The organism is Chryseobacterium sp. UF-81, from assembly GCF_058245105.1.
In genome coordinates this window covers 129,388-154,458 of the sequence record NZ_JBSIBX010000012.1, presented here as the reverse complement: position 1 = coordinate 154,458, position 25,071 = coordinate 129,388, and the positions used below count along the sequence as shown (strand labels likewise).

Here is a 25,071-nt window from a genome sequence, read left to right as displayed (position 1 = left end):
TTATTTATTATCTAGTCTATTTTACAAATATATAATTTTGAATGCTATAAATACAATCCCCAATTATTTTTTAATTCTATTTTAATTAATGTAAAAAGTGTCTAACTCCGGTAAACATCATTGGAATACCGTGCTCATTGGCAGCTTCAATACTGTCCTGATCTTTTACACTTCCACCTGGCTGAATGATGGCCTTAATTCCTTCTTTAGCGCAGAAATCTACCACGTCACGGAAAGGGAAAAATGCGTCAGAAGCCAAAACAAGATCTCCTGAAAATTTCTCTTTGGCTCTTTCGATGGCCTGTTCAGTAGCCCAGATTCTGTTGACCTGTCCGCCGCCAATTCCGAAGGCCTGGATACCATTGGAAACAACAATCGCATTTGATTTTACATACTTCACAACTCTCTGAGAGAAAAGAAGGGCTTTTTTCTGCTCTTCTGAAGGCTGTACCTCAGTGACCACTTTGATATCGTCGGAGAAATGGTTGTCATTATCCTGAACAAGAATTCCACCGTCGATCTTCACCCAAGTCTGCTTGTCTGAAACAGGGTTAACGATTTTTATAATTCTAAGGTTTTTCTTTTTTCTTAAAACTTCAAGAGCCGCTTCATCAAATTCCGGAGCCATAACGATCTCAAGGAATGTTTTGTTCAGCTCTTCAGCTGTTGCCGCATCAATCTTGTAGTTCATTGCAACAATTCCGCCAAAAATAGAAACCGGGTCGCATTCGAAAGTTTTTTGGTAAGTTTCTAAAGCTGAAGTGCCGATCGCTACTCCACAAGGTGTAGAGTGCTTCACCGCGCAGCATGCCATTTCTTCTTTGAACTCTGTGACTACTTTCCAGCAAAGGTCCATATCGCGCAGGTTATTGAAAGAAAGTTCTTTACCGCCAAGCTGTTCGAAATCTTTCATCGCTCCGTTCTCAAAGGTAGAAACGTAGTAAGCAGCAGTTTGGTGTGGGTTTTCACCATATCTTAAATCAGATGCTTTTTTGTAAGAAGCATTAAGATAAGTAGGATATTCTTCATCCAAAAGCATTCTTGAAATAGCCCCGTCGTAAGCTGAAGTAAGGTTGAATACTTTTCCTGCAAGCTTTTTACGTGTTTCGATGTAGGTATCACCGTTCTGTTCCATTTCCAGCCTTACCGTTGCATAATCTTCCACATCGGTAATTACGGTAACAGAATCAAAGTTTTTAGCGGCAGAACGAAGCATTGAAGGACCTCCGATGTCGATAAACTCTACTTTTTCATGTAAAGAAATGTCTTTGTTTACATTTTCAAAGAAAGGATACAGATTTACGATCACCATATCGATCAGGTCAATCCCGTGTTCCTGAACGGTTTTCATGTGCTCTTCATTGGAACGAACTGCTAAAAGACCTCCGTGTACTTTAGGGTGAAGGGTTTTCACTCTGCCGTCCAGCATTTCCGGGAAATTGGTTACCTCATCGATCTGAATCGGACTTAAACCAGCGTCTTTCAAATGTTTGAACGTTCCTCCTGTAGAAATCAACTCATAATTCCGGGCTTCCAAGAACTGGGCGAACTCGATCAATCCGCTTTTGTCAGAAACACTGATTAAAACTCTCTTTTTACTCATTTTACTTTCAATTTTTTACTTTTTACAGCTATTTCAAACTGTAGCCCGGTCTTTCACCCCCGGTCTTACTTTTATTTACTTAGATTTTTTTTTAATTTTTCGAAATATTTTTTTCAAAATCTAAAGTGTTTTTTTATCCTGGATAATAGATGGTATTAACCACCCCGTCAAAAATTCAAAGAATTTTTGACACCTCTCCAAGGGAGGGAAGTGTGATCCTACGAATTGTTTCCCAGGACTATGTTGATGGCTTTCGGAAATATCTCATATTCAATATGATGTACTTTCTCTGCTATGGTTTCCGGGGTATCGTCTGCAGTTACTTCAAATGATTTCTGCAGAATCGCTTCTCCTTCGTCAATTCCCGGAGTTACAAAATGTACGGTTGCGCCGCTTTCTTTTTCTTTAGCTTCAATAACCGCATGGTGAACATGATGTCCCCACATTCCTTTTCCTCCGAATTTCGGAAGCAGTGCCGGGTGGATATTGATGATCTTTCCAGTCCAGTTTTCACAGAACTCAGGTTTCAGAATGGATAGGAATCCCGCCAATACAATCAGATCTGTATCTTTCGGAATCACATTTCCCAATTCACTGCTGAAGTTCTTTCCTCTTGGGATCAGCACGTTTTCTATATGATGATTTTTAGCTCTTTCCAGTCCGTAACATTCCCTGTCTGCCACTACCAGAGATATTTTTGCATCCCGGATCTCTCCGCTCTCAATAGTATCTATGATTCTCTGCAGATTGGTTCCGGAACCTGAAACGAGTATAACGATATTTTTCATGTGATAATAATATGATGATGTGATGATGTGTTAATTTGATGATAGTTGGCCTGTCGGCTAAATCGTCGAATCATCAAATCATCAGATCGCCAAATCAATTTTCTCGTTACCTTCCGTGATCTCTCCGATTTCGTAAGCATCATCCAGAAGGTGTAATATTTTTTCAGCATGGTCAGCATCAGCAACGATGATCATTCCCACTCCCATATTGAAGGTTCCGAACATTTCTTCACGGGATACTCCGCCTCTTTTTTCCAGTTCAAGCATCACACTAGGAATTTTGATTTTGGCAGCATCGACAGAAGCACATAATCCTTCAGGAATAATCCTTGGAACATTTTCATAAAGACCTCCTCCTGTAATGTGGGCGATACCGGAAACTTTTACTTCTTCCAATACTTTGTGGATGTCTTTATAATATAATCTTGTAGGTACTAAAAGGGTCTCGTATAAAGGTTTTCCTTCAAATTCTTCTTCGAAGTTCGGGAATACTTTTCTTACCAATGAAAATCCGTTGGAGTGGAATCCTGAGCTTGGAAGAGCAATGATCTTGTTTCCTGCTTTGATGGTAGAACCATCAATGATCTGATCTTTTTCTACAATTCCTACACAGAATCCGGCAACATCATAATCTCCCGGCTGGTACATTCCCGGCATTTCAGCAGTTTCACCACCAATCAGTGCACAGTTGTTGTCCTTACATGCCTTTACCATTCCAAGAACGATTTCAGCAGCAATTTCTGAATCAAGCTTACCGCAAGCAAGATAATCTAAGAAGAATAGAGGTTTTGCACCGTGGCAAAGGATATCGTTGGCACACATAGCGAAACAGTCGATACCGATAGAATCATATTGTTTGGTATCCAAAGCTACTTTCAGCTTGGTTCCTACTCCGTCTGTTCCTGAAACCAGCACTGGATTTTTATATCCTCCGATCTCATAGAAAGCTCCAAAGCTTCCCAAATGATTCAATACGTTTGAGTTGTGGGTTTCGCCTACCGCTTTTTTGATCTTGTCAACCGTTTTGTACCCTTCTTCTTTGTCTACGCCTGCTGATTTGTAAGTGTTGCTCATGTTACTTAGATTTTTAGATATTAGATTCCAGATTCCAGATTATTGTATGTCTACGATCTGACATCTGATGTCTTTTTATCTTTTATATTTCAATTACTTTTTATTCAGATTTTAGAAAATAAAAAAGCCGACAATCTTGGTAGATTATCGGCCGTTATTTTATCTCAGAATTTCAGAGCCCACAGTTTTCCCTTTCTCTGAGAAACATTCTTTAAAAGTGGTCTGAATTTTCATCTTATTTCTTTTTGCAAAAATAGTAATTTTAAATTAATATTCAAATTCTATTTTTCAAGGATGGTTTCAATGGCTGCAATCTTCTTGATTTTTTCTTTTAACTCACTGTCTTTCTCTTCATTAGAAATCTTATGAGCCGCTTTATCAAAGTTATCATTAAAGAAAGGGAGTGAAAAAGTTTCTACAATATTTCCACCGTGGAAAGGGAAACGCTTGGATGCAGCTTCTAAAACTCCGGCTCCGCCCCTGCCTCCCGGAGAGGTAGACATCAGCAGCATAGGTATTTCGTTCCATACGGTTCTGTCCTTGATTCTGGACACCCAGTCGAACACATTTTTGAATGCTGTAGAATATGTTCCGTTGTGCTCAGGCAATGATACCAATAAGAGATTGGCACCATCAATTTTTGATGCAAAATCATGTGCCTGCTGAGGGACACCTCCCGCCAATTCTCTTTCATGCTTATAAATTGGCATTTCGAAAGGATTAAGATCCACTACTTCTACTTCTGCATTTTCAAAAAGCGATGAAGCATACGCTACTAATTGTCTGTTCATTGAAGCCTCTGAATTGCTTCCTGCTATTGCTAAAACTTTCATTTATTGTTTATTTTTTTACTGTGTTCTAATTTTGTGAAGGTCTTATAATTCTTATTTTAAATAAGCCGGCATCTCCATTGGCACTTCCATTAATAAAATCTCAGCATCGTCCACTGCTTCAATATTAAAGCTCTGAGTGTCCCAGATTCCCAATCCATCTCTTTCATTCAAAATTCTGTCTCCTACTTTGGCGCTTCCTTTTAAAACAAAGGCATAGACTCCGTTTCCTTTTTTATTAAGCATATAATTTTTACCGTTTCCAGCTTTAAAGTTAGCCAAATTAAACCATGCATCCTGATGGATCCAAACTCCGTCATCATTTTTGTTAGGTGATAAAATCTGCTGGAAACCGTTGATCTTTTCGCCTTCTTTAATGCTCTTCTGGTCATATCTCGGCTCAACATTCAACTCTCTGGGAAAAACCCAGATCTGCAGGAACTTTACAGCTTCATCTTTATTTTTGTTGTATTCGCTGTGCATTACACCTGTTCCGGCACTCATTACCTGGATCTCTCCTTTTTTGATAACGGCGGTGGTTCCCATTGAATCTTTATGCTCCAGATCCCCTTCCAGAGGAATAGAAATAATTTCCATATCTCTGTGCGGGTGTGTTCCAAATCCCATTCCCTGCGAAACGGTATCGTCGTTTAATACTCTTAAAACACCAAAATTCATTCTGTCTTTGTTTTGATAGTTGGCAAAGCTGAATGTATGGTAGCTGTTTAGCCAGCCGTGATCTGCGTGGCCTCTTGAATCTGCTTTATGATATACTGTTTTCATACGTGATTATTTATAGTACAAATGTAGGGGATAGTGTCTCTGAAAATGTTGATGTAGGTTAAGAAAGGATTTAGATGATTAAGCAGCCTCAAATTGTACATCCGCGCTATCTGTAAAACACGTGAGAATATATGACAAAAGCTTCTTTTTTCAAAAGCATAGTTCAGTTAGGAGTTTAAGTTTGAGGCATTACAAGTCTTTCACTGCTTCTACGGAGGGGCCAAAAATATGTTTACGGTGATTTTCTCCCCAATCTTTTAAAGACTCTACAACCGGGTGTAAGGTATTGGTGTATGCTGTAGGACGGTATTCTATACTTACGGGATAAGTATCCTTAACTATTCTTTCCACTAAACCATTTTGTTCAAGTTCTTTTAACTCTTTGGCCAAGACTTTTGAGGTCAGTTTGGGAATGCTTCTTTCAATTTCTGTAAACCGCTTGTTTCCTGCATTTAAAGAGATGATGATCTGTAATTTCCATTTGCCGTTAATAACGTCCAGGGTATCGCGTACAGGCTTTAATGCCTGCATGCAGTCTTTATGATTATGTTGCTTTTCCATTTTTTTCACTTTCCTTTAGGTAACTGCTATACTTTGGAAAGTAAAATTACAATAATTTTGTCATTAATAAAAACTAAAAAAAATATATACAAAATGGCAAATATTTTAAATATTCAAACCAGCATCAGTGGAGAGAATTCTGTAAGTAACAGGCTTTCACAAATTGTTATCAATCAATTGCTTGATAAAAATCCTGACAGCAAGGTGAGAGTTCGTGATCTGGCTTTAAACCCGATTCCGCATTTGGACATTCATCATTTTAGTGCTTCCAGAGTTCCTGACGAAGAAAAGAATGATGAACAGAAGGAAGCCTCAAAATATTCTGACGAAGCATTGAAGGAAATTGAGGAAGCTGATATTATCGTTATTGGTGTTCCTTTTTATAATTTCACTTTTCCTTCTACTTTAAAATCATGGATTGATAATATTGCGGTAGCCGGAAAAACATTTTCTTATGCTGACGGAACCCCAAAAGGGCTTTTACAAAACAAAAAACTTTATTTAAATTTTGCCGTGGGCGGAGTTTATGAAAACGGACTTATTGAGAATATGGAGCATTATTTAAAAACTTTATTTGGTTTCATCGGGATTACAGATGTGGAGGTTTTTAAATCTCAGGGAATGATGGTTCCTCAATTAAAAGAGGAGAATTTTTCAAAGACAGTTGCCGAAATTGAAACGGCTTTGGCGTAAACTATTGAATTGTCAGTGGTGAATTCCGAGGCAAAGTCTCCAGGAAATATCCTTGTCACGGTTTAAACCGTGACAAGGATTACGTTTTCTTTATTTAAGATCATTAAGTTTTGAATAAACTCTTTATTGATGTGAGTAATTTTAAAAAGCTTCTTTTATTTTAGAATTCTTCTTTAGAAAAAAAAGTAAAATACAAATGAGGACCATACAAACGATTAGAAACTGAAAGATAGTGCTAGTTTGATTTGAGAAACTCCCTAAAACATTGGTAATAATTCCTGTTCCAATTTGATTAGCTGCCATTAAGAATCCGGAAACCAAAACTGACAACGTAGGAAATTCTACGGTTCCCCAGCCAATAGATCCGGGAAATATACTTCCCATAAAAAATCCGATTAAAAACATCATTAATACAATACTATTGATATTGGGACAGATCAAAAGGAATAAAAGTAATCCCGCTACCACTAAGGGTGAAAAAAGGAATAGATAAGACAGGTCATTCTTTTTTGAAAAAATCCCGAAGAGTAAACGGTTTAAAGAAATTCCGCCCCAAAACAGGGATAATCCCAGACTGGCTTTATTATTATCAAGTCCCTGATTTTTAAGAATGATAGCCCCAAAACTGCCAAAGGTTCCTTCTATAAAACCATACAACACGATGGTTATAAAAAACAGCCACAATTTTGAAGGAATTTTAAAATGCGTGGGAAGCTCAAAGAATGTTCCTTTTTCTAATTTTAATAATAAAAAGGCTACAACTGCCATGCTTACAACAATAAATATACATCCCGGAACATACATCCAATTGTTTACATTTCCTATCAGATTCATCATCAGCGGAGCGGTGGAGGTTCCCAGCCCTACTAAAAACTGAAGAATCAAGATGGCTGAAGATTTATTATTTTCAAATAAGCTAGCCGCCAGAGGATTCAAAGTGGTAATGGAAAGGCCAAAACCGGCACCCGTAAATGCAACCAGTGTCATTAACACCATAAACAATAAGGAGGTATCATTCATGAAAAACTGAAGACTCCATAAAGCCCCTGTTGATGCGATCATTAGGAATAATCCTGTTGCTAAAACAATCTTCGGACCCCATTTATTAACTAAAAACGGAGCTCCCAGACATGAGATAATAATACAGATCACCTGAGGGATAAATAAATTTCCAAACTGTAAGGAAGACAGGCCAAAGAGTGAAGTATCTGTAAAAGCTGTTCCTAATGCCGGAAACACAACAAAATTAACTCCCGTTATAAAAGCTAATAAAAATATGATGATAATTTTGGCTGCTTTGGAATTCATGATTTTAAAACATGATTTTTAAGATGATCTCCTACTCTCAATGCCATAGCAATAATGGTAAGGGCCGGATTTACTGCGCCACTGGACACAAAAAATCCACCATCTACAATATATAAGTTTTCCAGATCATGTGCTTTACAATTGACATCTACCACAGATGTTTTAGGATCCAGTCCCATTTTAGTCGTTCCGTTTTGATGTGCTGGTGAAGCGATATCCATTCCTTTGCTAAAATAAATTCCTTTGAACAAAAAACTCTCAAACTTTCCTGAATCCTTTAATGCCTTTATCAGTTCGGATTTAAGAAACTGATGCCCTTTCTCATTGTTGGAGTTATAGCTGATTTTAATCTGTCCGTTTTCTACGGTCACCCTATTTTCCGGATCGGGCAGATCTTCTGATGTAAGCCAGAAGTCAACTGCGTGCTTCGCCATTAATTCAAAGGTAAAGCCTGGTGCTGCCACAGGGCTATCGGCTTTGATCTGATGTTCATCCGACTTTCCCAGCATCTGAATGTGTCCCAAAGGAAACTCATAGCCCCTGTTCGCGTGGTAAAAATCATTAATCCCAAATGTTTTTCCGAACCTGGTAGGATTGGGTTCCGTATATAAAGCCACTAAAGCAGTATTCTGATGAAACATATAATTTCTTCCGACCTGATCTGAAGTATTGGCAAGTCCGTTCGGGAATTTTTCACTTTTGCTTTCTAACAGCAAAGCTGCAGAATTGATAGCTCCGGCAGAAAGTACCAGCAGATCCGCAGCTAATGTTTTAGTTTCTCCATTTTGTTCTACCGTAATTTCAGAAACTTTTGTTCCTGAATCGTCGGTATTAATTTTTATCACTTTCGTGTTGGTCATTAATTCTACATTGGGGTGTTCCAAAGCTTTCGCCAATGAGCAGAAATGGGCATCACTTTTTCTTTCTGCAGCATCAGGAAATCCGTCGAATCTATCCAGAATATAGGGAGCATTGGCCGTTTTGTGTGGTGCAAAATTTACTCCAATGGGTAATTCAAATGGGTGTAAACCATATTCTTCCAACTGATCAACAATTTCCTGGATTCTTGGCTCGTGGGCTAAAGGCGGATAAGGATACGGTTCTGAATCAAAAGGTTCAGTAGGGTCTGAGCCTCTTTTCCCATGAACATGAAAGAGCTTTTCAGCTTCAAGATAATAATCTTTTAAATCTTCATATTGGATAGGCCAGGCCGGTGAAGTTCCACCATAATGCTGTATTTCTTTGAAATCTTCTTCCCGTAAACGGAACAGAGCTGCTCCGTAAAATTTAGTATTTCCTCCTACATTGTAATGCATTCCGGGACGAAACAGTTTTCCATGTTTATCCAGCCATAATTCTGTGGTAGTATATCTGTTTTTCTCAAAAACTTCTATGGAATTCCAATTTTCTTTTTCTACAGGAACATAATCTCCTCTTTCTACAATAAGAATCCTTTTTCCGCTATCCGCAAGTTGATACGCCATTGTTGCGCCTCCCGCTCCGCTTCCTATGATAATGATATCGTACATTTCCTAATTTTTAATCTACCTAAGGTAAAGAATTAAAATACGGAGAAGCTTAATAAAAAATTAAATTCCAATTGATTATATAAATAAAACAGCATCATGTTATGGATGGCTTTCTATTACTTTTAAAGTCCAGATACCTATTTCTATTTTGAGTAATTGCAAAGCAAGTGAATATGTATGTTTTGGCTAAAGCCTTTTCTATATTATAAAAGCGGGCTAAAGCCCGCTCCTATTAAATTTTAATTATAATTTTTATAATTATTTAAATATATAAGCTATTTTCTAAAAATGCACCTGCTGGATTTCCTCTTCTATTTCTTTAGGCGTTTCATCTTCTGATTTTACAAAAATCATTGTAAGGACAGCTCCGATCAGCATGCAGATACCTCCGACTACAATATAATCTATGGCCTGTTTTCCAAAGACGCTGCTTACAATGGGGCCTCCGAAAATACCATTGATGATTTGCGGGATTACAATGAAGAAATTGAAAATGCCCATATAAACCCCCATTTTCTTTTGCGGGATAGAATCAATCAGCATGGCATAAGGCATTGCCAGGATGCTTGCCCAGGCAAATCCTAATCCTATCATTGAAATCCAAAGGCTATGGATATCTTTAATGAAATACATAGAAATAAGGCCCAGTCCTCCACAAGCCAAAGCTAAAGCGTGGGTTTGCTTTTTACCAATAAATTTAGCAATCGGAGTCAGGGCAAATGCAAAGAAAATCGCATAGAAATTGTAGCTTCCGAATAAACTTCCCGTGAGATCTCCGGCTTTATTAAATTCCACTGAATGGGTATCGTCAGGAGAAAGTCCGAAATGATGGGTTGCCAGAGCACTGGTTGTGAAAACCCACATGGTAAATAATGCAAACCATGAGAAGAACTGAACAATTCCCAGCTTTTTCATCTGAGAGGGTGCATTCCTGAAATCTTTAAAAATATCTGAGAATTTAGATTCATTTTTCACAATGGGTTTACCGCCTTCAAATGATGCGAACTCTTCCGGAGAATATTCCTTGGTTGTAATAATGGTATATAAAATTGATAAAATTAAAACTGCTGCTCCGATGTAAAACGAGTAAATTACATTGTCTGCCACAAAACCTTTGGGCGCGACATTTGACACTCCTAATTTTGTCAGCCAGTTCGGCAAATCAGAACCTATAACGGCCCCGATTCCAATTAAGATCGTCTGAACAGAAAATCCAATGGTTGCCTGGTGCTTCGGAAGCATATCTCCCACCAATGCACGGAAAGGTTCCATTGCCACATTGATTGAAGCGTCCATCATGGCCAGAAAAATTACTGCTATCAGTAAAACATTGGCAGCCATCATTTGTGTAGCAGAAGCAGCATTGGGAAGCATGACCAAACCAATTGCGCATAAAACCGCCCCAATTAAAAAATAAGGCTTTCTTCTGCCAAGCGGACTCCAGGTATTATCTCCCATATGCCCGATAATCGGCTGAACAATCAGTCCTGTGATGGGCGCAACCAACCAGAACCAGGATAATTCGTGAACATCTGCCCCGAAATTGGCAAGAATTCTGCTTGCGTTACCATTTTGCAAGCCAAAAGCCATCTGGATTCCCAAAAATCCCATACTCATATTGATGATCTGGGCCATGGACAGATTTGGCTTTATCTTTTTTGAAAAAGTACTGTGTGAAGAATTCATTAGTGTTTTTTTAATTCTTGGATTAAGGTATTCTCAATGGCTGCCTTCTCTGCAACCACTTTATCAACTACATCATTCGGAACGGTTACAGAAAGTACATATTGTTTTACTTTCCAGCTTCCGTTTATTTTTTCTACAACGCCTGAGCCTCTGCATATTTTCATTTGCGTGTCCAACAGCTCATCGAACCAGGCCAGTTTCCCGTCTTTGCTGAAATAGATATTTCTTTTAAGGGAAGTAAAATTCCAGGTTTTCTTTTTGTCAAAATGAGGTTTTGCCCAAACCATAAAGGCTTTTTTATCCCAGACTTCGGTAGCATCGGTTCCAATGAATGTAGATTCATCGGCAAAATAATTAAAATAAGTGTTGAAATCAGCCTTTGCAGCAGCGGTATTGAAGCCGTCAAGCATAGTTCCTATCTCTGTTTTTTCTTTTTTAAATTCAGCATTGTTGGATTGGGCATTCATTCCTGTAAAACCAAGTATGAACAATACCATCGTGCAAATCATTGTTATTTTTTTCATTATCTATTAATTTTAAAGTTCAATGATCATTGAAGTTTTTGCAGGTACAGTAAGACTCTTTTCCATAGAAAATTCCTTTCCTGAAATAACATCTTTACCTTTTACCACACCGTTTAATGATTCTGCAAAACGTTTTAAGTCTAATGTCTGATCTTTTTCATTATTGTTGATGATCACCATTACATTGTCTTTAGCATCATATCTGAAATAGACAAATACACCATCCTGTGGAACGTAATTTTTAGTTTTCCCGGTATGAATCACTTCTTTACCTTTTCTCCAGTTTAATAATTTTTGACTAAACTGATAAAATTCTTTCTGTTCTGACGTTTGTGATGAAGGATTGAAAGCATTCTGTACATCTGATTTCCAACCCCCAGGAAAATCCCTGCGGATATCAGCATCGCCTCCTTTAGCTTTATCTCCTCTCATGCCTACTTCTGAGCCATAATAGATCTGTGGAATACCTCTGACCGTAGAAATTAGGGTCAATGCCATTTTGTAGGCTTTCGGATCAGCATTGAAAATCTCATTCCATCTTTCAGTGTCATGATTTTCAAAGAAAACCAGGAGATTATTGATATCAGGATACAGGAAATCACTGGTAAAAACATTATAGAGCTTAACCATTCCGGTGTCCCAGCTTTCTTTTTCTTTGATAGCTTTCGGCATATCACCATACAGCATAAAATCCATAACGGAAGGCAGATTAGAATTGTAGCCTGCCGCCTCTCCTGTCTTAGAATTTTTCTGCCATGCGGAAATCTGTCCTGCAGTATTAAGCCAGGTTTCTCCTACGATATTGAATTTCGGATATTCATCGGTAATCGCTTTTGCCCATTTGGCCATACCTTCTTTATCGTTGTACGGATAGGTATCTACACGCAGCCCGCCCAGTTCTGCATACTCAATCCACCAGATTGCATTTTGGGTAAGATATTTTAAAACCAACGGATTTTTTTGATTGACATCGGGCATGGTAGTATCAAACCAGCCATCCAATGCATATTTTTTATCAATTTCTGAGGCATTGGTGTCAAATTGGGTTGTTGTTTTGTAATTGGACCGGTAAAAACCATTTTTTCCTTCATCAAACCAATGAATCCAGTCTTTTGAAGGCAGATCTTTGATGATCCAGTGAGAAACTCCCCAATGGTTGGTCACATAATCCATGACCAGCTTCATATTTCGTTTGTTCAGCTTTTGGGAAAGTTCGCGGTACTCTTCATTAGTCCCGTAGCGGCCATCAATTTTATAAAGATCAGTTTGTGCGTATCCGTGATATGAATATACTTTTTCATTGTCTTCGTTAACGGGTGTAAGCCAAACGGACGTAGCCCCAAGGTTTTGGATATAATCAAGGTTGTTGATGATTCCGCGAAGGTCTCCGCCATGCCTGCCGTTCGGTAAGCTCCGATCTGCCTTTTCAATAAGGTCAGGTCTTGAGTCATTTTTTTCATCTCCGTTGGCAAAACGGTCCGGCATGATGAGATACATCACATCTTTTGAAGTAAAAGATTCACGGTCTGCGGATCCGGGCGCTCTTTGCTTCAGCTCATAAGTGTAGGAGCTGATGTTTTTCTTTCCTTTCTTAAGATTGATTTTAAACTTCGGAACATTGATCTCATTGGTATTAACGGTAACAAAAACATAATTGGGATTTTCAACTTTTTGTATGTCTTTTATCTGAATGCCGTCGGAAAGTTCAATCTCATTTTGCGCAATATCTTTTCCGTATACCAGGATCTGAAGTTCAGGATTTTTCATTCCTTTCCACCAAAAAGCAGGTTCTACTTTCTGAATCTGAGAAAAAGCTACAGAAGCTGCTGAAAGGGCAAAAATTGTGTATATTTTTTTCATTTATAATTGTATTTGATCAATAGAGTCAACTCTGTTCAGTATAACTTATATTTTGTCAGTGTTTTTTAGCTAAAAAAAGTCATGCCCCGGCCCATTTTCCGAATATAATGAACCGGGGCATAACAAACTTATGAATTAAATCTTAATTGACAGGCTTAACAGAAACTGCAAAACCGCCGCTTCTCGCCATTTTGAAATTCAATTTAGATTTGCTGGTGATCTGTTTTTTGTAGATGTTATAGCTTTGAGGATTATCAATATAATCTGCATCTTTTCCATCTTCATAAACGGTTACCTCATATTTTTTTCCTTTGTCCAGGAAAGAGAAATCTACGGTATATTCACGTTTATTTTCATCGGTAATACCTCCTACAAACCAGTTGTCTGTACCCTTTGCTTTTCTGGCCGTCACTACATAATCGCCAGGTTCCGCAGCTAAGATTTTAGTATCATCCCAATCTGCCGCAACATCTTTTATGAACTGGAATGCATCCATGTGCTTTTTGTAGTTTTCCGGAAGGTCTGCCGCCATCTGAAGAGGCATATACATCGTAACATACAAGGCAAGCTGTTTTACCAATGTTGTCTTTACGAAACGTTTATCTCCAGGGAAGTAATAATCCAGTTTAGTCTGGAAAATTCCCGGCGTATAATCCATAGAACCACCCATCCATCTTGTGAACGGAAGAACGGTCTGGTGATCCGGCTTATTTCCGCCAAATGCTTCATACTCGGTTCCTCTTGCTGCTTCTGCTGAAATATAGTTCGGGTAAGTACGGCTTTCTCCTGTAGGACGAACGGACTCGTGGGAATTGACCATAATTTTATAGTCATTCGCTTTTTCAGCAATCCTGTAGAAATGGTTAATCGTCCACTGGGAATAGTGATGTTCTCCTCTTGGAATAATATCACCTACATAACCTGTTTTAACCGCATCATAGCCATATTTGTTCATCAATTGGAAAGCCTTGTCGGACCATCTTTCATAGTTGGTGGCAGAACCTGACGTTTCATGATGCATAATGAGCTTAATCCCTTTTGAATGCGCATAATCATTCAGCATTTTGATGTCAAAATCCGGATATGGCGTAATGAAATCGAAAACAAATTCCTTGGAATGCCCGAACCAGTCTTCCCAACCAATGTTCCAGCCTTCAATCAGTAATCCCTGAAAGCCGTTTTCAGCCGCAAAATCGATGTATTCTTTAACTTTGGTATTGTTTGCTGCATGTTTTCCGTTCGGCGTCAGTTTTGAGAAATCTGTTTTGTCCAGATGCACGTTTTCTGCAGTAGAATAGGCCCACTGGGATTTTCCGATAATCATTTCCCACCATACACCCATGTATTTTGTAGGGTGAATGTAGGAAGTATCGGTATATTTTGTAGGTTCGTTAAGATTGAAGATCATTTTGGATTCCATCACCTCTTCCGCTTTCGGGGAAACGATAATTGTTCTCCATGGCGTTACCGAAGGGGTTTGAATATATCCTTTAGCTCCCTGTCTGTCGGCAGTAAGATGTGTTTTGAATTTAAAATTCTGGGCATCTACCTCAAGATGGGAAGCGGGATAATCTAAAACAGCAGCTTCTGCAACATTCACATACAAAGGATCTTTACCTTCTTTTTTAAGCATTAATGGAGACTGTACCGCATTTTTAACTAATGACTGTGAAGCATTGGCATCGAATGCTTTATTCCATTGGGAAGGAATCTCAGAGATTTTTGTTTCCTGATACTGGTATTCCTGAGAATCGTAGTCTGCCACGATCCACCAGGCTTTCATGTCTGTAGGAAAGTCGATTTCTGAATCTTCTTCTCTGATTACGAAATAGTTCAGGTTTTTCTGCTGTGGAAATTCATATCTGAATCCTAATCCATCATTGAACAGCCTGAATTTTACAACGATACTTCTGTTTGTAGAAGCCTGGTCAAGGGTAACCGCTAGTTCGTTGTAATTGTTGATATAATTTTTCTTTTCACCAAGAACCGGCTGCCAGGTTTCATTTTTAGAATCACGTTTTTCGTCTGTTTTTGTGAAACCGTTGTTCAGATCAAATTTTGCATCTTCAGCTTTTGCAATTTCGGAAGCAAATTTGATGGCTGTGTCTTTAAATAATCTTAATCCTAATTTAGAATCTTCTACCACCACAGCACCATTATATTTAAGATTATAATAAGGTACTCCCTGTTTCAGCTGGAAATTCATTTCAAACTTTCCATCCGGTGATTTTAAAGATTGTGCATTAACACCCGCGAACATCATTGAGAGCAATAGGGCTCCAACTGTAATTTTCTTCATAATGATTATTTATAAACTTTAAAAATAGATAAAGTGCTGCGGTAAAGCAACACTTTATCAAATTATTTTGTATGTTTTACAATTTGGTAACAGTTAGCTTATAAAATGCTGAATTATGTAAATCCAGTTCAATTTTATAGTTACCTGCTTCGGATACTTTGTAATTAGGATCACCGTCTACTGTATTTTCAGCACTGAAATAAGATTGTACAGCCTTTCCTGAAACCAGAGTTTCATCATCTTTTTTAGGCTGGAATTTCATTGCCCAATCGTCATTGGCTCTGAATTTGAATACTCCAGAGGTATTTAATGCAATTGAATTGATTACAAAAGTTTTAGTTGTTGGATTGTAAACAAAATCTGTATCTGATCCCCAACCTGTAGGTGTAGCATCACCAATAATTCCGAAGGCGGCTTTCACAGATGAATAAGTATTTGCTGCCCAATCGGCTTTAATGTAATAAGTTCCAGCTGTTGCAGCTTTAATGTTAACCTCACCACTTTCCAACAATTTTCCAGTAAACGTTCCATCATCTCCTTTGTCACCTGCCCAATCTTCATTGATTGTAAACTTATATTCACTATTGGCTGCAGTCACATAGATGAATCCTCTATATTCACTATTTTTTCCGGGAGAGAATAAATTTGGTGAATTTCCAGGTGTCCAATCTGCATATCCTGCTGCTCCTGCGTAACTTCCAGGAACATTGATCTTTGGATAAGTAATATCCGGATTTGGAGTATAAGGAGTTATTTTAAGTGCAATTACATTTGAATAAAAAGCGGCTGATCCTGCTCCAGTTTTTAATCTAGCTTCGATATCATTTACAATTCCAGGTGTTGCTCCTAAATTAAACATTAATGTATTTAATCCTCCATGAGTTATATTACCTGCAACTGCATCACTTGCAATATCATAAGTAACACTCTTTTTAAAGTTCTGACCTTTAATTCCAAATTCAATTTGCTGAGTAGGAACTATTGCCACATTGAATTGAGATTTTTGCCATGTAAAGCTTATTGCAGTATTATCAGAGATAATTTCGCTTAAAATAAGCGTCGTTTTATCAGAAGAAAGTTTGCTTTGACTTGTTTCATTTAAAGTTGCCTGATCTTCATCTTTTTCACAAGATACAACCCAAAGACCTATAAAAGCTATTGCTAATATTTTAAATAAATGTTTCATTTTAATAGTGTTTTTAAGATTAGTATCCAGGATTCTGAATTAGATTTGGATTCGCAACGATATCTTTAGCAGGAATTGGATAAAGATTTCTGAAATCTTCAACGCCTTTACCATCTTTAATACCACCTTTCCATGGCCATAAATATGATCCTGTTGTAAATTTGCCATAGCGAATAAGATCTGTTCTTCTCGTCATCTCCCATCCTAATTCTCTTCCTCTTTCATCCAGAATAAAATCCAAATTAATAGATGAAAGTGGTGTAGTATAACCAGCTCTATTTCTGATAGTATTGATATATTGTAAAGCAGTAGCTGCATTTCCATTACCTCCTCTTAAAGTTGCTTCGGCGTACATTAAATAAATATCTGCAAGTCTAAACAAAGGAATATCTGCATCACAGAAATTCTTAGCACTGTCTGACCCAAACTGCCCAGTACTTGTTAGGTTTTTATATTTAATAAAGGCATAGCCATCTGTAAATTCGCCTAAATTGTTAATTTCAAGATTTTGACCGCTTGTGTAGAAATTTCCTCTCTGATCACTAGAGTTTGTAAATAATGCTACATAGGATTTTGTAGTTCTTAGACCACCCCATCCTCCATTGATTCCGAACATACTTTCTGAAGGCATCGTTCCTCCGACCGCGGCATGAACCATGTAAGTAGATCCACCGGAAGTTTGAGTATGAACTCCATCAAATACAATAGGAAAAATAGTTTCAGCATTATTCTTATCATTGTCAGCAAGAAATAAGTCTTTATATTTAGTCTTTAAAGAATATCCCGCTGCAATTACTTTATTAGTATAAGTAATAACATCATTATTATGATTGCTTCCATTATATATTGGCGCATTCAAATAAAGTCTTGCAAGCAATGACCAAGCAGCAGCCTTATCTGCTCTGCCATAAGCACTAGTTCTTGCATCTCTCATTTCATTAGCCACTGCCAACAATTCAGATTCAACATAGTTGAATAAGTTGGCCCTAGTGATTCTTTGAGGTGGATTCACGGAACCAGGCAAATAGCTTTCATCAACAAAAGGTACATTTCCATATAAGTCTAAAGCATAATAATATGATAATGCTCTTAAATATCTAACTTCAGCTCTCATATATTTTGCCTCTGTAAGATTATCTCCTGTAATGTTATTTGACGCCAATTTTTCATCACTAACATTTCTTAAAAATTCGTTACAAAAAGCAATTTCTGTATAAATTCTGTAATACATTCCAGCAATAAATTCATTTGAAGAATCCCAGGTCATTTTATGTATTGTCTGTAAAGTACCGTCATTCCATGCAATTACAGCTTCATCAGTTGGTAATGTTTGCATTGTATACAGCAATCTTGTATACTGAGAGAAGTTTCCATCAATCCCATTGATGTCCGAATTTCCACCATTACTTTCCTGTCCTCCGCTAGCAAAACCACCATACACCTTAGCTAAGGCACTTGGGTAATTTGCAAAATCATTAAAAACATTTGTGGAAGTAACTCCAGTTCTTGGTTCTTGCTCCAGATCACTAACACATGATGTTGAAATCATCAGTAATCCAAAAGCTGCTGCTATTGTTATTTTTTTGAAAATATTTTTATTAGGTTTCATTTGTCTTTCTAATTAAAATTGAAAATTAAGTCCCAAAGAATACACTTTTGGCATTTGATAATAACCATTATCTATGTTTCCGAAGATTTCAGGGTCAACTCCTGAATATTTTGTGATTACAAAAACATTCTGAAGCATTCCGTAAACTTTCAAGCTGCTTCCTTTACTAAATACATCTTTAAAATTATATCCTAAATTCACATTATCTAATCTGAAGAATGATGCATTTTCAATAAACAAATCAGAGAAATATCTAGGTAACGAGAACTGATATTGTGGTGTAGAAGAATATACGTTCTGCAAATAACTATTTGTTGATGCTGACTGTAAAGAACTGTTCGAAGCAGCATTATTATAAACGTAGTTTCCTAAAACAGCTCTTGCGCTTAATCCAAAATCCCAGTTTTTATAATTAATTTTTGTATTAAAACCTAGAATTGCATCTGGCTGAGTAGATTTATAATAATACATATCACTAGAATTGATAAGTCCATCACCATTTCTATCTACGAAAACTCCGTCAAGAGGTTTTCCATTGTTATCATACACTTGTTGATAAACTAAAAAAGAATATGGTTGATATCCAACCGCATGAGCCTGAATTTTATTTCCAACACCTCCAGTAATATCTCCTACAGGAATATAAAAAGAATCATTTGCTGCACTCAAAAGATTAGTAACTTTAGAATTATAATGTGTAGCGTTGAATGAGAGTTCCCAAGTTGTATGTTCGTTTTTCACAGGCACGAAAGTAATTGAACCTTCAATACCTTTAGTATCCATATTACCGACATTTAAAATATTATGGTTACTTAAATCTCCTGCAGCAATTGGTGAATCAACTAAAAGTTTTTCAGCTTTTTTCTTAAAAATATCTATTGATCCAAAAATTCTGTTTTTTGCAAAACCATAATCTATCCCTAAGTTTTGAGTAGTTGTTGTTTCCCAAGTCAAATTAGGGTTATAAATATCCGGTCTCAGCATATAATAATATTGTGAGCCAAATTGATATTGTGCTCCTGGAACACTTGGACTATATGACGCAAACGCAGGATAATAATTGTCTCCCAGTTCATTATTTCCTGTTTTTCCCCAACCTGCTCTCAATTTTAAAGTATTAAGACCTGAGTTTTTAAGAAATTCTTCTTCATTAATCTTCCAAGCAACAGACACTCCCGGGAAATTACCCCAAAGATTGTCTCTCGTTCCATTATAAAATCTTGAAGAGCCGTCTCTTCTTATTGATCCTGAAATAATATACTTGTTAGCAATTGTAAATATTGCTCTTCCATAAAATGAAAGCAAAACTAATTTTCTGTCAATAGCATTTACCTGTCCTGCCGTTTGCCCATTTCCCTGATTTGTAACGACAAGTGGTGCAGTGGTATGAAAATCCTGATAAGAATAACCAGCTGTTAGGTCAACATTTGTATTTAAAGTCGTTATATTTTTTGTATAGTTAAAATAAGTTTCTAACAGCTTATTTTTCTTTTCCATGGAATAAGGTCGATAAGAACCTAATACACCAATACCTGATTTATAAGCAGGATCAATTGTTGTTGCTCCTTCTCCTTTTGAATAATCATATCCTGCATTTACATTGAAATGTAAATCAGGTAAAAAATGTAATTTATAATCTAACTGTATATTTCCTAAGGCTCTCCAAACAGAAGAAACATCTCTCACAGCATTTAACTGTGCTACAGGATTCGCAGTTGCATTTACATTAAGACCTGTTGCAGAAGCCGGATCTAGCCATTCATAATATCCTCCATAATTAGGATTACCTGAATAAACCGGTTGAGTAGGATCAAAATAAGTAGCATTTGCAATTACACCACTTGCGGGAAAACGGTTATCTGTAAATGTTCCTTTTGCATTAATATTAACGCTTAGATGATTATCAAAAAATTTAGGATTCAAATTTAATGCAGCTGATGTTCTGCGGAAAGAGTTTGTTTTTACAATACCATTTTGCTCATTATAACCTAATGATAATCTGTAAGGTAAACCTTTAACACCTCCAGAAATAGCAACATTATTATCTGTTCCCCATGCTTTTTGGTAAATCTGATCCTGCCAATTTGTATTTGCAGAACCTAATCTTGCTACATAGCTTGGTGTAGCATTCTGATTAACAAAAGATCTGAATTCATCAGCATTTAAAACATCTACATTCCCCATTTTCGTCGAAACTGAGGCCAAAGTTGAAAAATTTACTTTCAATTTTCCAGCAGTTCCTTGTTTTGTTGTAATTAAAATTACCCCATTAGAAGCCCTGTTTCCATAGATTGCAGTAGCGGAAGCATCTTTTAAAATATCAAATGTTTGGATATCATTTGGGTTAATTAAAGAAAGAGGATCTGAAGCTCCACTTATTCCACTAAAATCCTGAGGAACACCGTCGATTACAATCAATGGAGACTGCGATCCATTCAAAGATCCTATTCCACGGATTCTGATAGAAGTTCCAGCTCCTGGTGCTCCACTATTCCCAACAATAGCAACTCCGGGAGTTTTTCCCTGAATCAGTTGTCCGGGTGAAGTAGCTCCACCATTAAAATCTTTTGCGCTGATGGAAGAAATTGATCCGGTCACATCCGTCTTTTTCTGCTTTCCATACCCGATCAATACAACCTCTTCAATCTTCTTCTCCTTGGTTATAGAGTCCTGTGTCTGTGCATGTATCATTGAGCTGGCCAATAAAAAGGCAGGCGCAATTTTTAATACCGTTGTAAAATTTTTCACAATATCGTTTTTTTTAGTTTCGTTTTCTTAATAAAGCTGTACAACCAGCCTTGCAATTTATAAAAATTTTAGAATTATTATAATATTATTGAAAATTTAGATAAATTTATGTAAATTGCTTGTCTGTCAAAAAACCAAACAACTGTTTTCCATAACATTACGTTAATATATGCAATACATAATATATTAGTGTAATTAACAAAAAGTTAAACATTTGTTTAACTAAATGTAATATTTCAATCTGTCACACAGACCAAAAACTTATTATAACCGAATATTAGGCGGTTCTAGGAGATAATCCTTATCTTTGCAGTTAAAACTTTACGATAAATGTCAAACAGAAAGATGATTACGGCAGCTTTGCCTTATGCAAACGGACCGGTTCATATAGGACATTTGGCAGGTGTATATATTCCTGCGGATGTCTACGCAAGATTTCAGAGAAGATTAGGAAAAGATGTAGCGTTTATCTGCGGATCGGATGAGCATGGAATTCCTATTACCATCAGAGCAAAAAAAGAAGGAGTAACACCTCAGGATATTGTGGATAAATACCATGAGATCATCAAAAAATCTTTTTCGGATCTGGGAATTTCTTTTGATGAATATTCCAGAACAACTTCTAAAAAACATTACGAAACGAGCCAGGATTTCTTTAAAGTTCTTTATGAAAAAGGGAAATTCACAGAAGAGGTTTCTGAGCAGTATTTTGATGAACAGGCCGGAGAATTTCTCGCAGACCGGTATATTGTTGGAACATGCCCCAACTGTGGCAATGAAAATGCTTACGGAGATCAGTGCGAAAAGTGTGGTTCTACCCTATCCCCTTCAGAGCTTATCAATCCGAAATCCATGTTAAGCGGAAATGTTCCGATTCTTAAGGAAACCAAAAACTGGTATCTTCCTTTAAATGAATATGAAGATTTCCTGAACGAATGGATCATTGAAGGCCATAAGGACGACTGGAAGCCGAATGTATACGGACAGGTAAAATCATGGTTAAATGACGGTCTGAAGCCGCGAGCCATGACAAGAGACCTGAACTGGGGAGTTCCGGTACCGCTTCCGAATGCAGAAGGAAAAGTGCTTTATGTTTGGTTTGATGCTCCTATCGGATATATTTCTTTCACTAAAGAATGGGCAGAGAAAAACGGAAAAGACTGGAAAGATTACTGGCAGAGTGAAAACAGTGATCTTGTTCATTTCATCGGAAAGGATAATATTGTGTTCCACTGTATTATTTTCCCGGCGATGATGAAAGCTCACGGTGACTATATCATGCCGAAGAATGTTCCTGCTTTCGAATTCTTAAACCTTGAGAATGATAAGATCTCAACGTCAAGAAACTGGGCAGTATGGGCACATGAATATGTAGAAGAGTTCCCTGGTCAGCAGGATGTTTTAAGGTATGCCCTTCTTTCATCTGCTCCGGAAACAAAAGACAATAATTTTACATGGAAAGATTTCCAGACTAAAAATAATTCTGAGCTGGTAAATATTTTTGGGAATTTCATAAATCGCGTTGCTGTTTTAATTAATAAATATTTTAATGGTGAAGTTCCTGAAGGAGATATAAATGCTCCTGAGCTTGAACAAATCAGTAGAAGCGCTATTGAAATAAGAAACTATTTGGATAATTACGAATTCAGAAATGCTTTAACTGCTTTTATGAATTTAGCAAGGTTTGGAAATGGATATCTTCAAAATGAAGAACCGTGGAAAACTTTTGAAAATGATTTAGAAAAGACTAAAAATACATTATTTATCGGAGCTCAAATTGCAGTTGCATTAGGAAATTTAGCTGAGCCCTTCCTTCCTTTCACAGCTGAAAAAATCTATGAAATTTTCAATGTTAGCCAATTAGATTGGACTACTATTGAAGATTCAAAAGTTTTAATTGAAACAGGACATAAAATTGTAGAAAAAGCTCCTTTAATTTATTCAAAAATTGAAGACAGCGTGATCGAAGCTCAGATTGAAAAACTGGAGCAGACCAAACAAAACAATAAAAAAACAAACCCTAACGCCAACCCTATGAAAGAAGAGATTTCTTTTGATGATTTTGCTAAAATAGACCTTAGAACAGCTACCATTTTAGAAGCTGAAAAAGTGGAAAAAGCGGATAAATTATTAAAATTTAAAGTAGATACAGGCGTTGATATCAGAACTGTGGTTTCAGGTGTTGCAGAAAGCTTCACACCGGAAGAGCTTATCGGAAAGCAGGTGATGATCTTACTGAATCTTGCTCCAAGAAAGATCAGAGGAATTGAATCTCAGGGAATGTTCTTATTAACAACAAAACCTGATGGAAAACTGTCTTTCGTAACACCGGATGACAGCAATGTGGAAAATGGTATTGAGATAGGATAATTTTAAACTTACAAGGATAAAAATGGGCATTCTTAAATGCCCATTTATTTTTAAAGCTATGGTGAAAAAAAGTGTTTTACGAAAATTATCCGATCCTGAACTGGAAAATTATCTAAGAGAGGGAAATCGCTTTACTCCTGAAGCTGTTCAAATGGCTTTTGAAGTATTGGAAGAAAGAGGGAAAACTTTCAGCGAACAAGAAAAATCACAGATCCAAAACATCATTCAGCATAAAAAGGAGCGGGAAGAATTAGAATTTCAGGAAGAGCAGGAAATGTGGAAAGATCATATTACAGAAGATCCAAGTGCCATACAATTATTTCCAAGGGATGTCATTTTAATAATCAGTTTTATTTTGGGAACCATTCCGGGATCAATATTATTGGGAATAAATTTTATTAAATTAAAAAAATATGCACCAGCCGTTTTTACTTTTATTTTTGGATTTCTCTATCTGCCTGTTCAGCATCTCTTAGTTTCTTTTTTGTATAAAATCGGGACTCAAAATACCTCTAGACTTACAAGAAATCCTGAGCTTTCTGTAGGTGGAATCGGAATGTTAATTTTGCTTATATTATCGGTATCATTTACACCGAAAAAGCTGCCTTACAGAGCAGCTTCCTATATTTTCCCAATTCTTATTTCCGTTGTAATGATTGTAATAATCTATGCTTTTCAGGATATATTCTCAAGCTACTTCTTCGTCAGACTTGCCAGATAGGAATCTTCATCCTGCATTATTTTTTCTACCTTAAAGCCGTTATTTTCTGCAGCATTTTTCAAAGTTGTAAAATCAAGGTAAAGCCATTTGATGGGATCTTCAGATTCTCCTTTATAATGAACCACATAATCCAGTTCACCATAATAGCCTCCTGCCGGAATATAAACTCCCCCATCTTCATCACGGTCGAACATATACAGAATATCCGTACTGTCGATCAGGATCTGTCCATTATCATTGATTAAAGTATGCAGTTTCTGAAGATAGGCATCAATTTTTTCCAGACTTTCAAAAATTCCGGTTCCATTCATCAGAAGCAGAACGGTATCAAAAGTTTCGTCTGAAAAATCAAGCATATTTTCGCATACTACTTTTTTAATTCCCCTAAGCTTACAGACCTCAGTAGATTTTGGTGAAATATCCAGTGCCAGCACATCAAGATTTCTTTCGTTCTGAAGATACAAAGTATGAGAACCGGCACCGGCACCAATGTCCAGAACTTTCCCCTGAGCCAGTTCAAGTGCTTTCTGCTCAATATCGTTCATCTCGTCAAAATCTCTGAAAAGGTATGCTACCGGAAGCTCATCCAGTTCCGATATTGATGTTTCTGTCTGCAGATCCTCAGGGTTTTCATTGCGAAAATAATCCCAGACTGCTTTACCCATTAAATCTTTCATTGCTGTATTTAAGGGTGCAAAGATAAGAGTTTCGGGTTCGGATTGCAAGTTTGACTGAGGTGAGGGGATTGAGAGTTTAAGAGTAAATGAGTTTGAAAGTGATTTTGGTTGCTGGTTTGTTAGTTGCTGGTTACTGGTCTGTAATTATTAAGTTAATGAATTATCGTCTGGTATGGGATATCTTGGTTCTTGGTTCTTGGTTCTTGATTCTTGATTCTTGGC

At 37.1% G+C, this 25,071-nt stretch carries 19 protein-coding genes; 3 read left to right on the top strand and 16 right to left on the bottom strand.

All coding sequences use genetic code 11. The features are described from left to right. Positions 1-85 precede the first annotated feature (85 nt). The 6 genes from purH to AC4IFE_RS16460 all read right to left on the bottom strand — a co-directional run bounded on the left by purH (position 86) and on the right by AC4IFE_RS16460 (position 5,639). The gene (gene purH, locus AC4IFE_RS16485; RefSeq protein WP_490758232.1) at positions 86-1,603 is read right to left on the bottom strand and encodes a bifunctional phosphoribosylaminoimidazolecarboxamide formyltransferase/IMP cyclohydrolase; all 1,518 of its coding nucleotides are present in this window, start codon (positions 1,601-1,603) and stop codon (positions 86-88) included. A gap of 218 nt (positions 1,604-1,821) precedes the next feature. Then, complete coding sequence (gene purN / locus AC4IFE_RS16480; RefSeq protein WP_490758231.1) at positions 1,822-2,391, bottom strand: phosphoribosylglycinamide formyltransferase; 570 nt, start codon at positions 2,389-2,391, stop codon at positions 1,822-1,824. A gap of 81 nt (positions 2,392-2,472) precedes the next feature. Continuing rightward, positions 2,473-3,465, bottom strand: a complete 993-nt coding sequence (gene purM / locus AC4IFE_RS16475) for a phosphoribosylformylglycinamidine cyclo-ligase (protein ID WP_490758230.1) — start codon at positions 3,463-3,465, stop codon at positions 2,473-2,475. A 281-nt stretch (positions 3,466-3,746) separates the two neighbouring features. Next, entirely contained in the window at positions 3,747-4,298 is a 552-nt protein-coding gene (locus tag AC4IFE_RS16470; RefSeq protein ID WP_490758229.1) for an NADPH-dependent FMN reductase, read from the bottom strand. A gap of 51 nt (positions 4,299-4,349) precedes the next feature. Further along, entirely contained in the window at positions 4,350-5,078 is a 729-nt protein-coding gene (locus tag AC4IFE_RS16465; protein WP_490758228.1) for a pirin family protein, read from the bottom strand. A gap of 189 nt (positions 5,079-5,267) precedes the next feature. Next, positions 5,268-5,639: a winged helix-turn-helix transcriptional regulator gene (locus AC4IFE_RS16460; RefSeq protein ID WP_490758227.1), complete on the bottom strand. Its 372-nt coding sequence runs from the start codon at positions 5,637-5,639 to the stop codon at positions 5,268-5,270. A 93-nt stretch (positions 5,640-5,732) separates the two neighbouring features. Here AC4IFE_RS16460 and AC4IFE_RS16455 point away from each other — a divergent pair, with 93 nt between their 5' ends. Further along, positions 5,733-6,332 (top strand): FMN-dependent NADH-azoreductase, encoded by a 600-nt coding sequence (locus AC4IFE_RS16455; protein WP_490758226.1) that lies wholly within the window; start codon positions 5,733-5,735, stop codon positions 6,330-6,332. A gap of 141 nt (positions 6,333-6,473) precedes the next feature. Here the strand turns inward: AC4IFE_RS16455 and AC4IFE_RS16450 are convergent, their stop codons facing one another. The 9 genes from AC4IFE_RS16450 to AC4IFE_RS16410 form a co-directional block, all read right to left on the bottom strand. Beyond that, positions 6,474-7,640, bottom strand: a complete 1,167-nt coding sequence (locus tag AC4IFE_RS16450; RefSeq protein WP_490758225.1) for an MFS transporter — start codon at positions 7,638-7,640, stop codon at positions 6,474-6,476. After that, complete coding sequence (locus AC4IFE_RS16445; RefSeq protein WP_490758224.1) at positions 7,637-9,169, bottom strand: GMC oxidoreductase; 1,533 nt, start codon at positions 9,167-9,169, stop codon at positions 7,637-7,639. Before AC4IFE_RS16445 ends, AC4IFE_RS16450 begins: the two co-directional genes overlap by 4 nt. Positions 9,170-9,451: 282 nt before the next feature. Continuing rightward, positions 9,452-10,855 carry an MFS transporter gene (locus tag AC4IFE_RS16440; protein ID WP_490758223.1) on the bottom strand — a complete coding sequence of 468 codons (1,404 nt, stop codon included), beginning with the start codon at positions 10,853-10,855 and terminating at the stop codon, positions 9,452-9,454. Next, positions 10,855-11,379 (bottom strand): nuclear transport factor 2 family protein, encoded by a 525-nt coding sequence (locus tag AC4IFE_RS16435; protein WP_490758222.1) that lies wholly within the window; start codon positions 11,377-11,379, stop codon positions 10,855-10,857. The genes AC4IFE_RS16440 and AC4IFE_RS16435 overlap by 1 nt, the downstream gene beginning before the upstream one ends. Positions 11,380-11,391: 12 nt before the next feature. Continuing rightward, positions 11,392-13,239, bottom strand: coding sequence for a glycoside hydrolase family 13 protein (locus AC4IFE_RS16430; RefSeq protein ID WP_490758221.1), 1,848 nt, complete (start codon positions 13,237-13,239; stop codon positions 11,392-11,394). Positions 13,240-13,381: 142 nt separating this feature from the next. Next, positions 13,382-15,538 carry a glycoside hydrolase family 97 protein gene (locus AC4IFE_RS16425; protein WP_490758220.1) on the bottom strand — a complete coding sequence of 719 codons (2,157 nt, stop codon included), beginning with the start codon at positions 15,536-15,538 and terminating at the stop codon, positions 13,382-13,384. Positions 15,539-15,614: 76 nt separating this feature from the next. After that, positions 15,615-16,724 carry a SusE domain-containing protein gene (locus AC4IFE_RS16420; RefSeq protein ID WP_490758219.1) on the bottom strand — a complete coding sequence of 370 codons (1,110 nt, stop codon included), beginning with the start codon at positions 16,722-16,724 and terminating at the stop codon, positions 15,615-15,617. Between the two features lie 19 nt (positions 16,725-16,743). Further along, the gene (locus tag AC4IFE_RS16415; RefSeq protein WP_490758218.1) at positions 16,744-18,333 is read right to left on the bottom strand and encodes a RagB/SusD family nutrient uptake outer membrane protein; all 1,590 of its coding nucleotides are present in this window, start codon (positions 18,331-18,333) and stop codon (positions 16,744-16,746) included. A 12-nt stretch (positions 18,334-18,345) separates the two neighbouring features. Continuing rightward, positions 18,346-21,081 (bottom strand): SusC/RagA family TonB-linked outer membrane protein, encoded by a 2,736-nt coding sequence (locus AC4IFE_RS16410; protein WP_490758217.1) that lies wholly within the window; start codon positions 21,079-21,081, stop codon positions 18,346-18,348. A gap of 330 nt (positions 21,082-21,411) precedes the next feature. Between AC4IFE_RS16410 and metG the strand changes: the two genes are divergently transcribed. Together metG and AC4IFE_RS16400 are read left to right on the top strand one after the other, a co-directional pair. Next, positions 21,412-23,451 (top strand): methionine--tRNA ligase, encoded by a 2,040-nt coding sequence (gene metG, locus AC4IFE_RS16405; protein WP_490758216.1) that lies wholly within the window; start codon positions 21,412-21,414, stop codon positions 23,449-23,451. Positions 23,452-23,473: 22 nt separating this feature from the next. Next, positions 23,474-24,172 carry a hypothetical protein gene (locus tag AC4IFE_RS16400; RefSeq protein ID WP_490758215.1) on the top strand — a complete coding sequence of 233 codons (699 nt, stop codon included), beginning with the start codon at positions 23,474-23,476 and terminating at the stop codon, positions 24,170-24,172. Here the strand turns inward: AC4IFE_RS16400 and AC4IFE_RS16395 are convergent. Then, positions 24,145-24,849: a class I SAM-dependent methyltransferase gene (locus AC4IFE_RS16395; protein ID WP_490758214.1), complete on the bottom strand. Its 705-nt coding sequence runs from the start codon at positions 24,847-24,849 to the stop codon at positions 24,145-24,147. The genes AC4IFE_RS16400 and AC4IFE_RS16395 overlap by 28 nt on opposite strands. Positions 24,850-25,071: the final 222 nt, after the last annotated feature.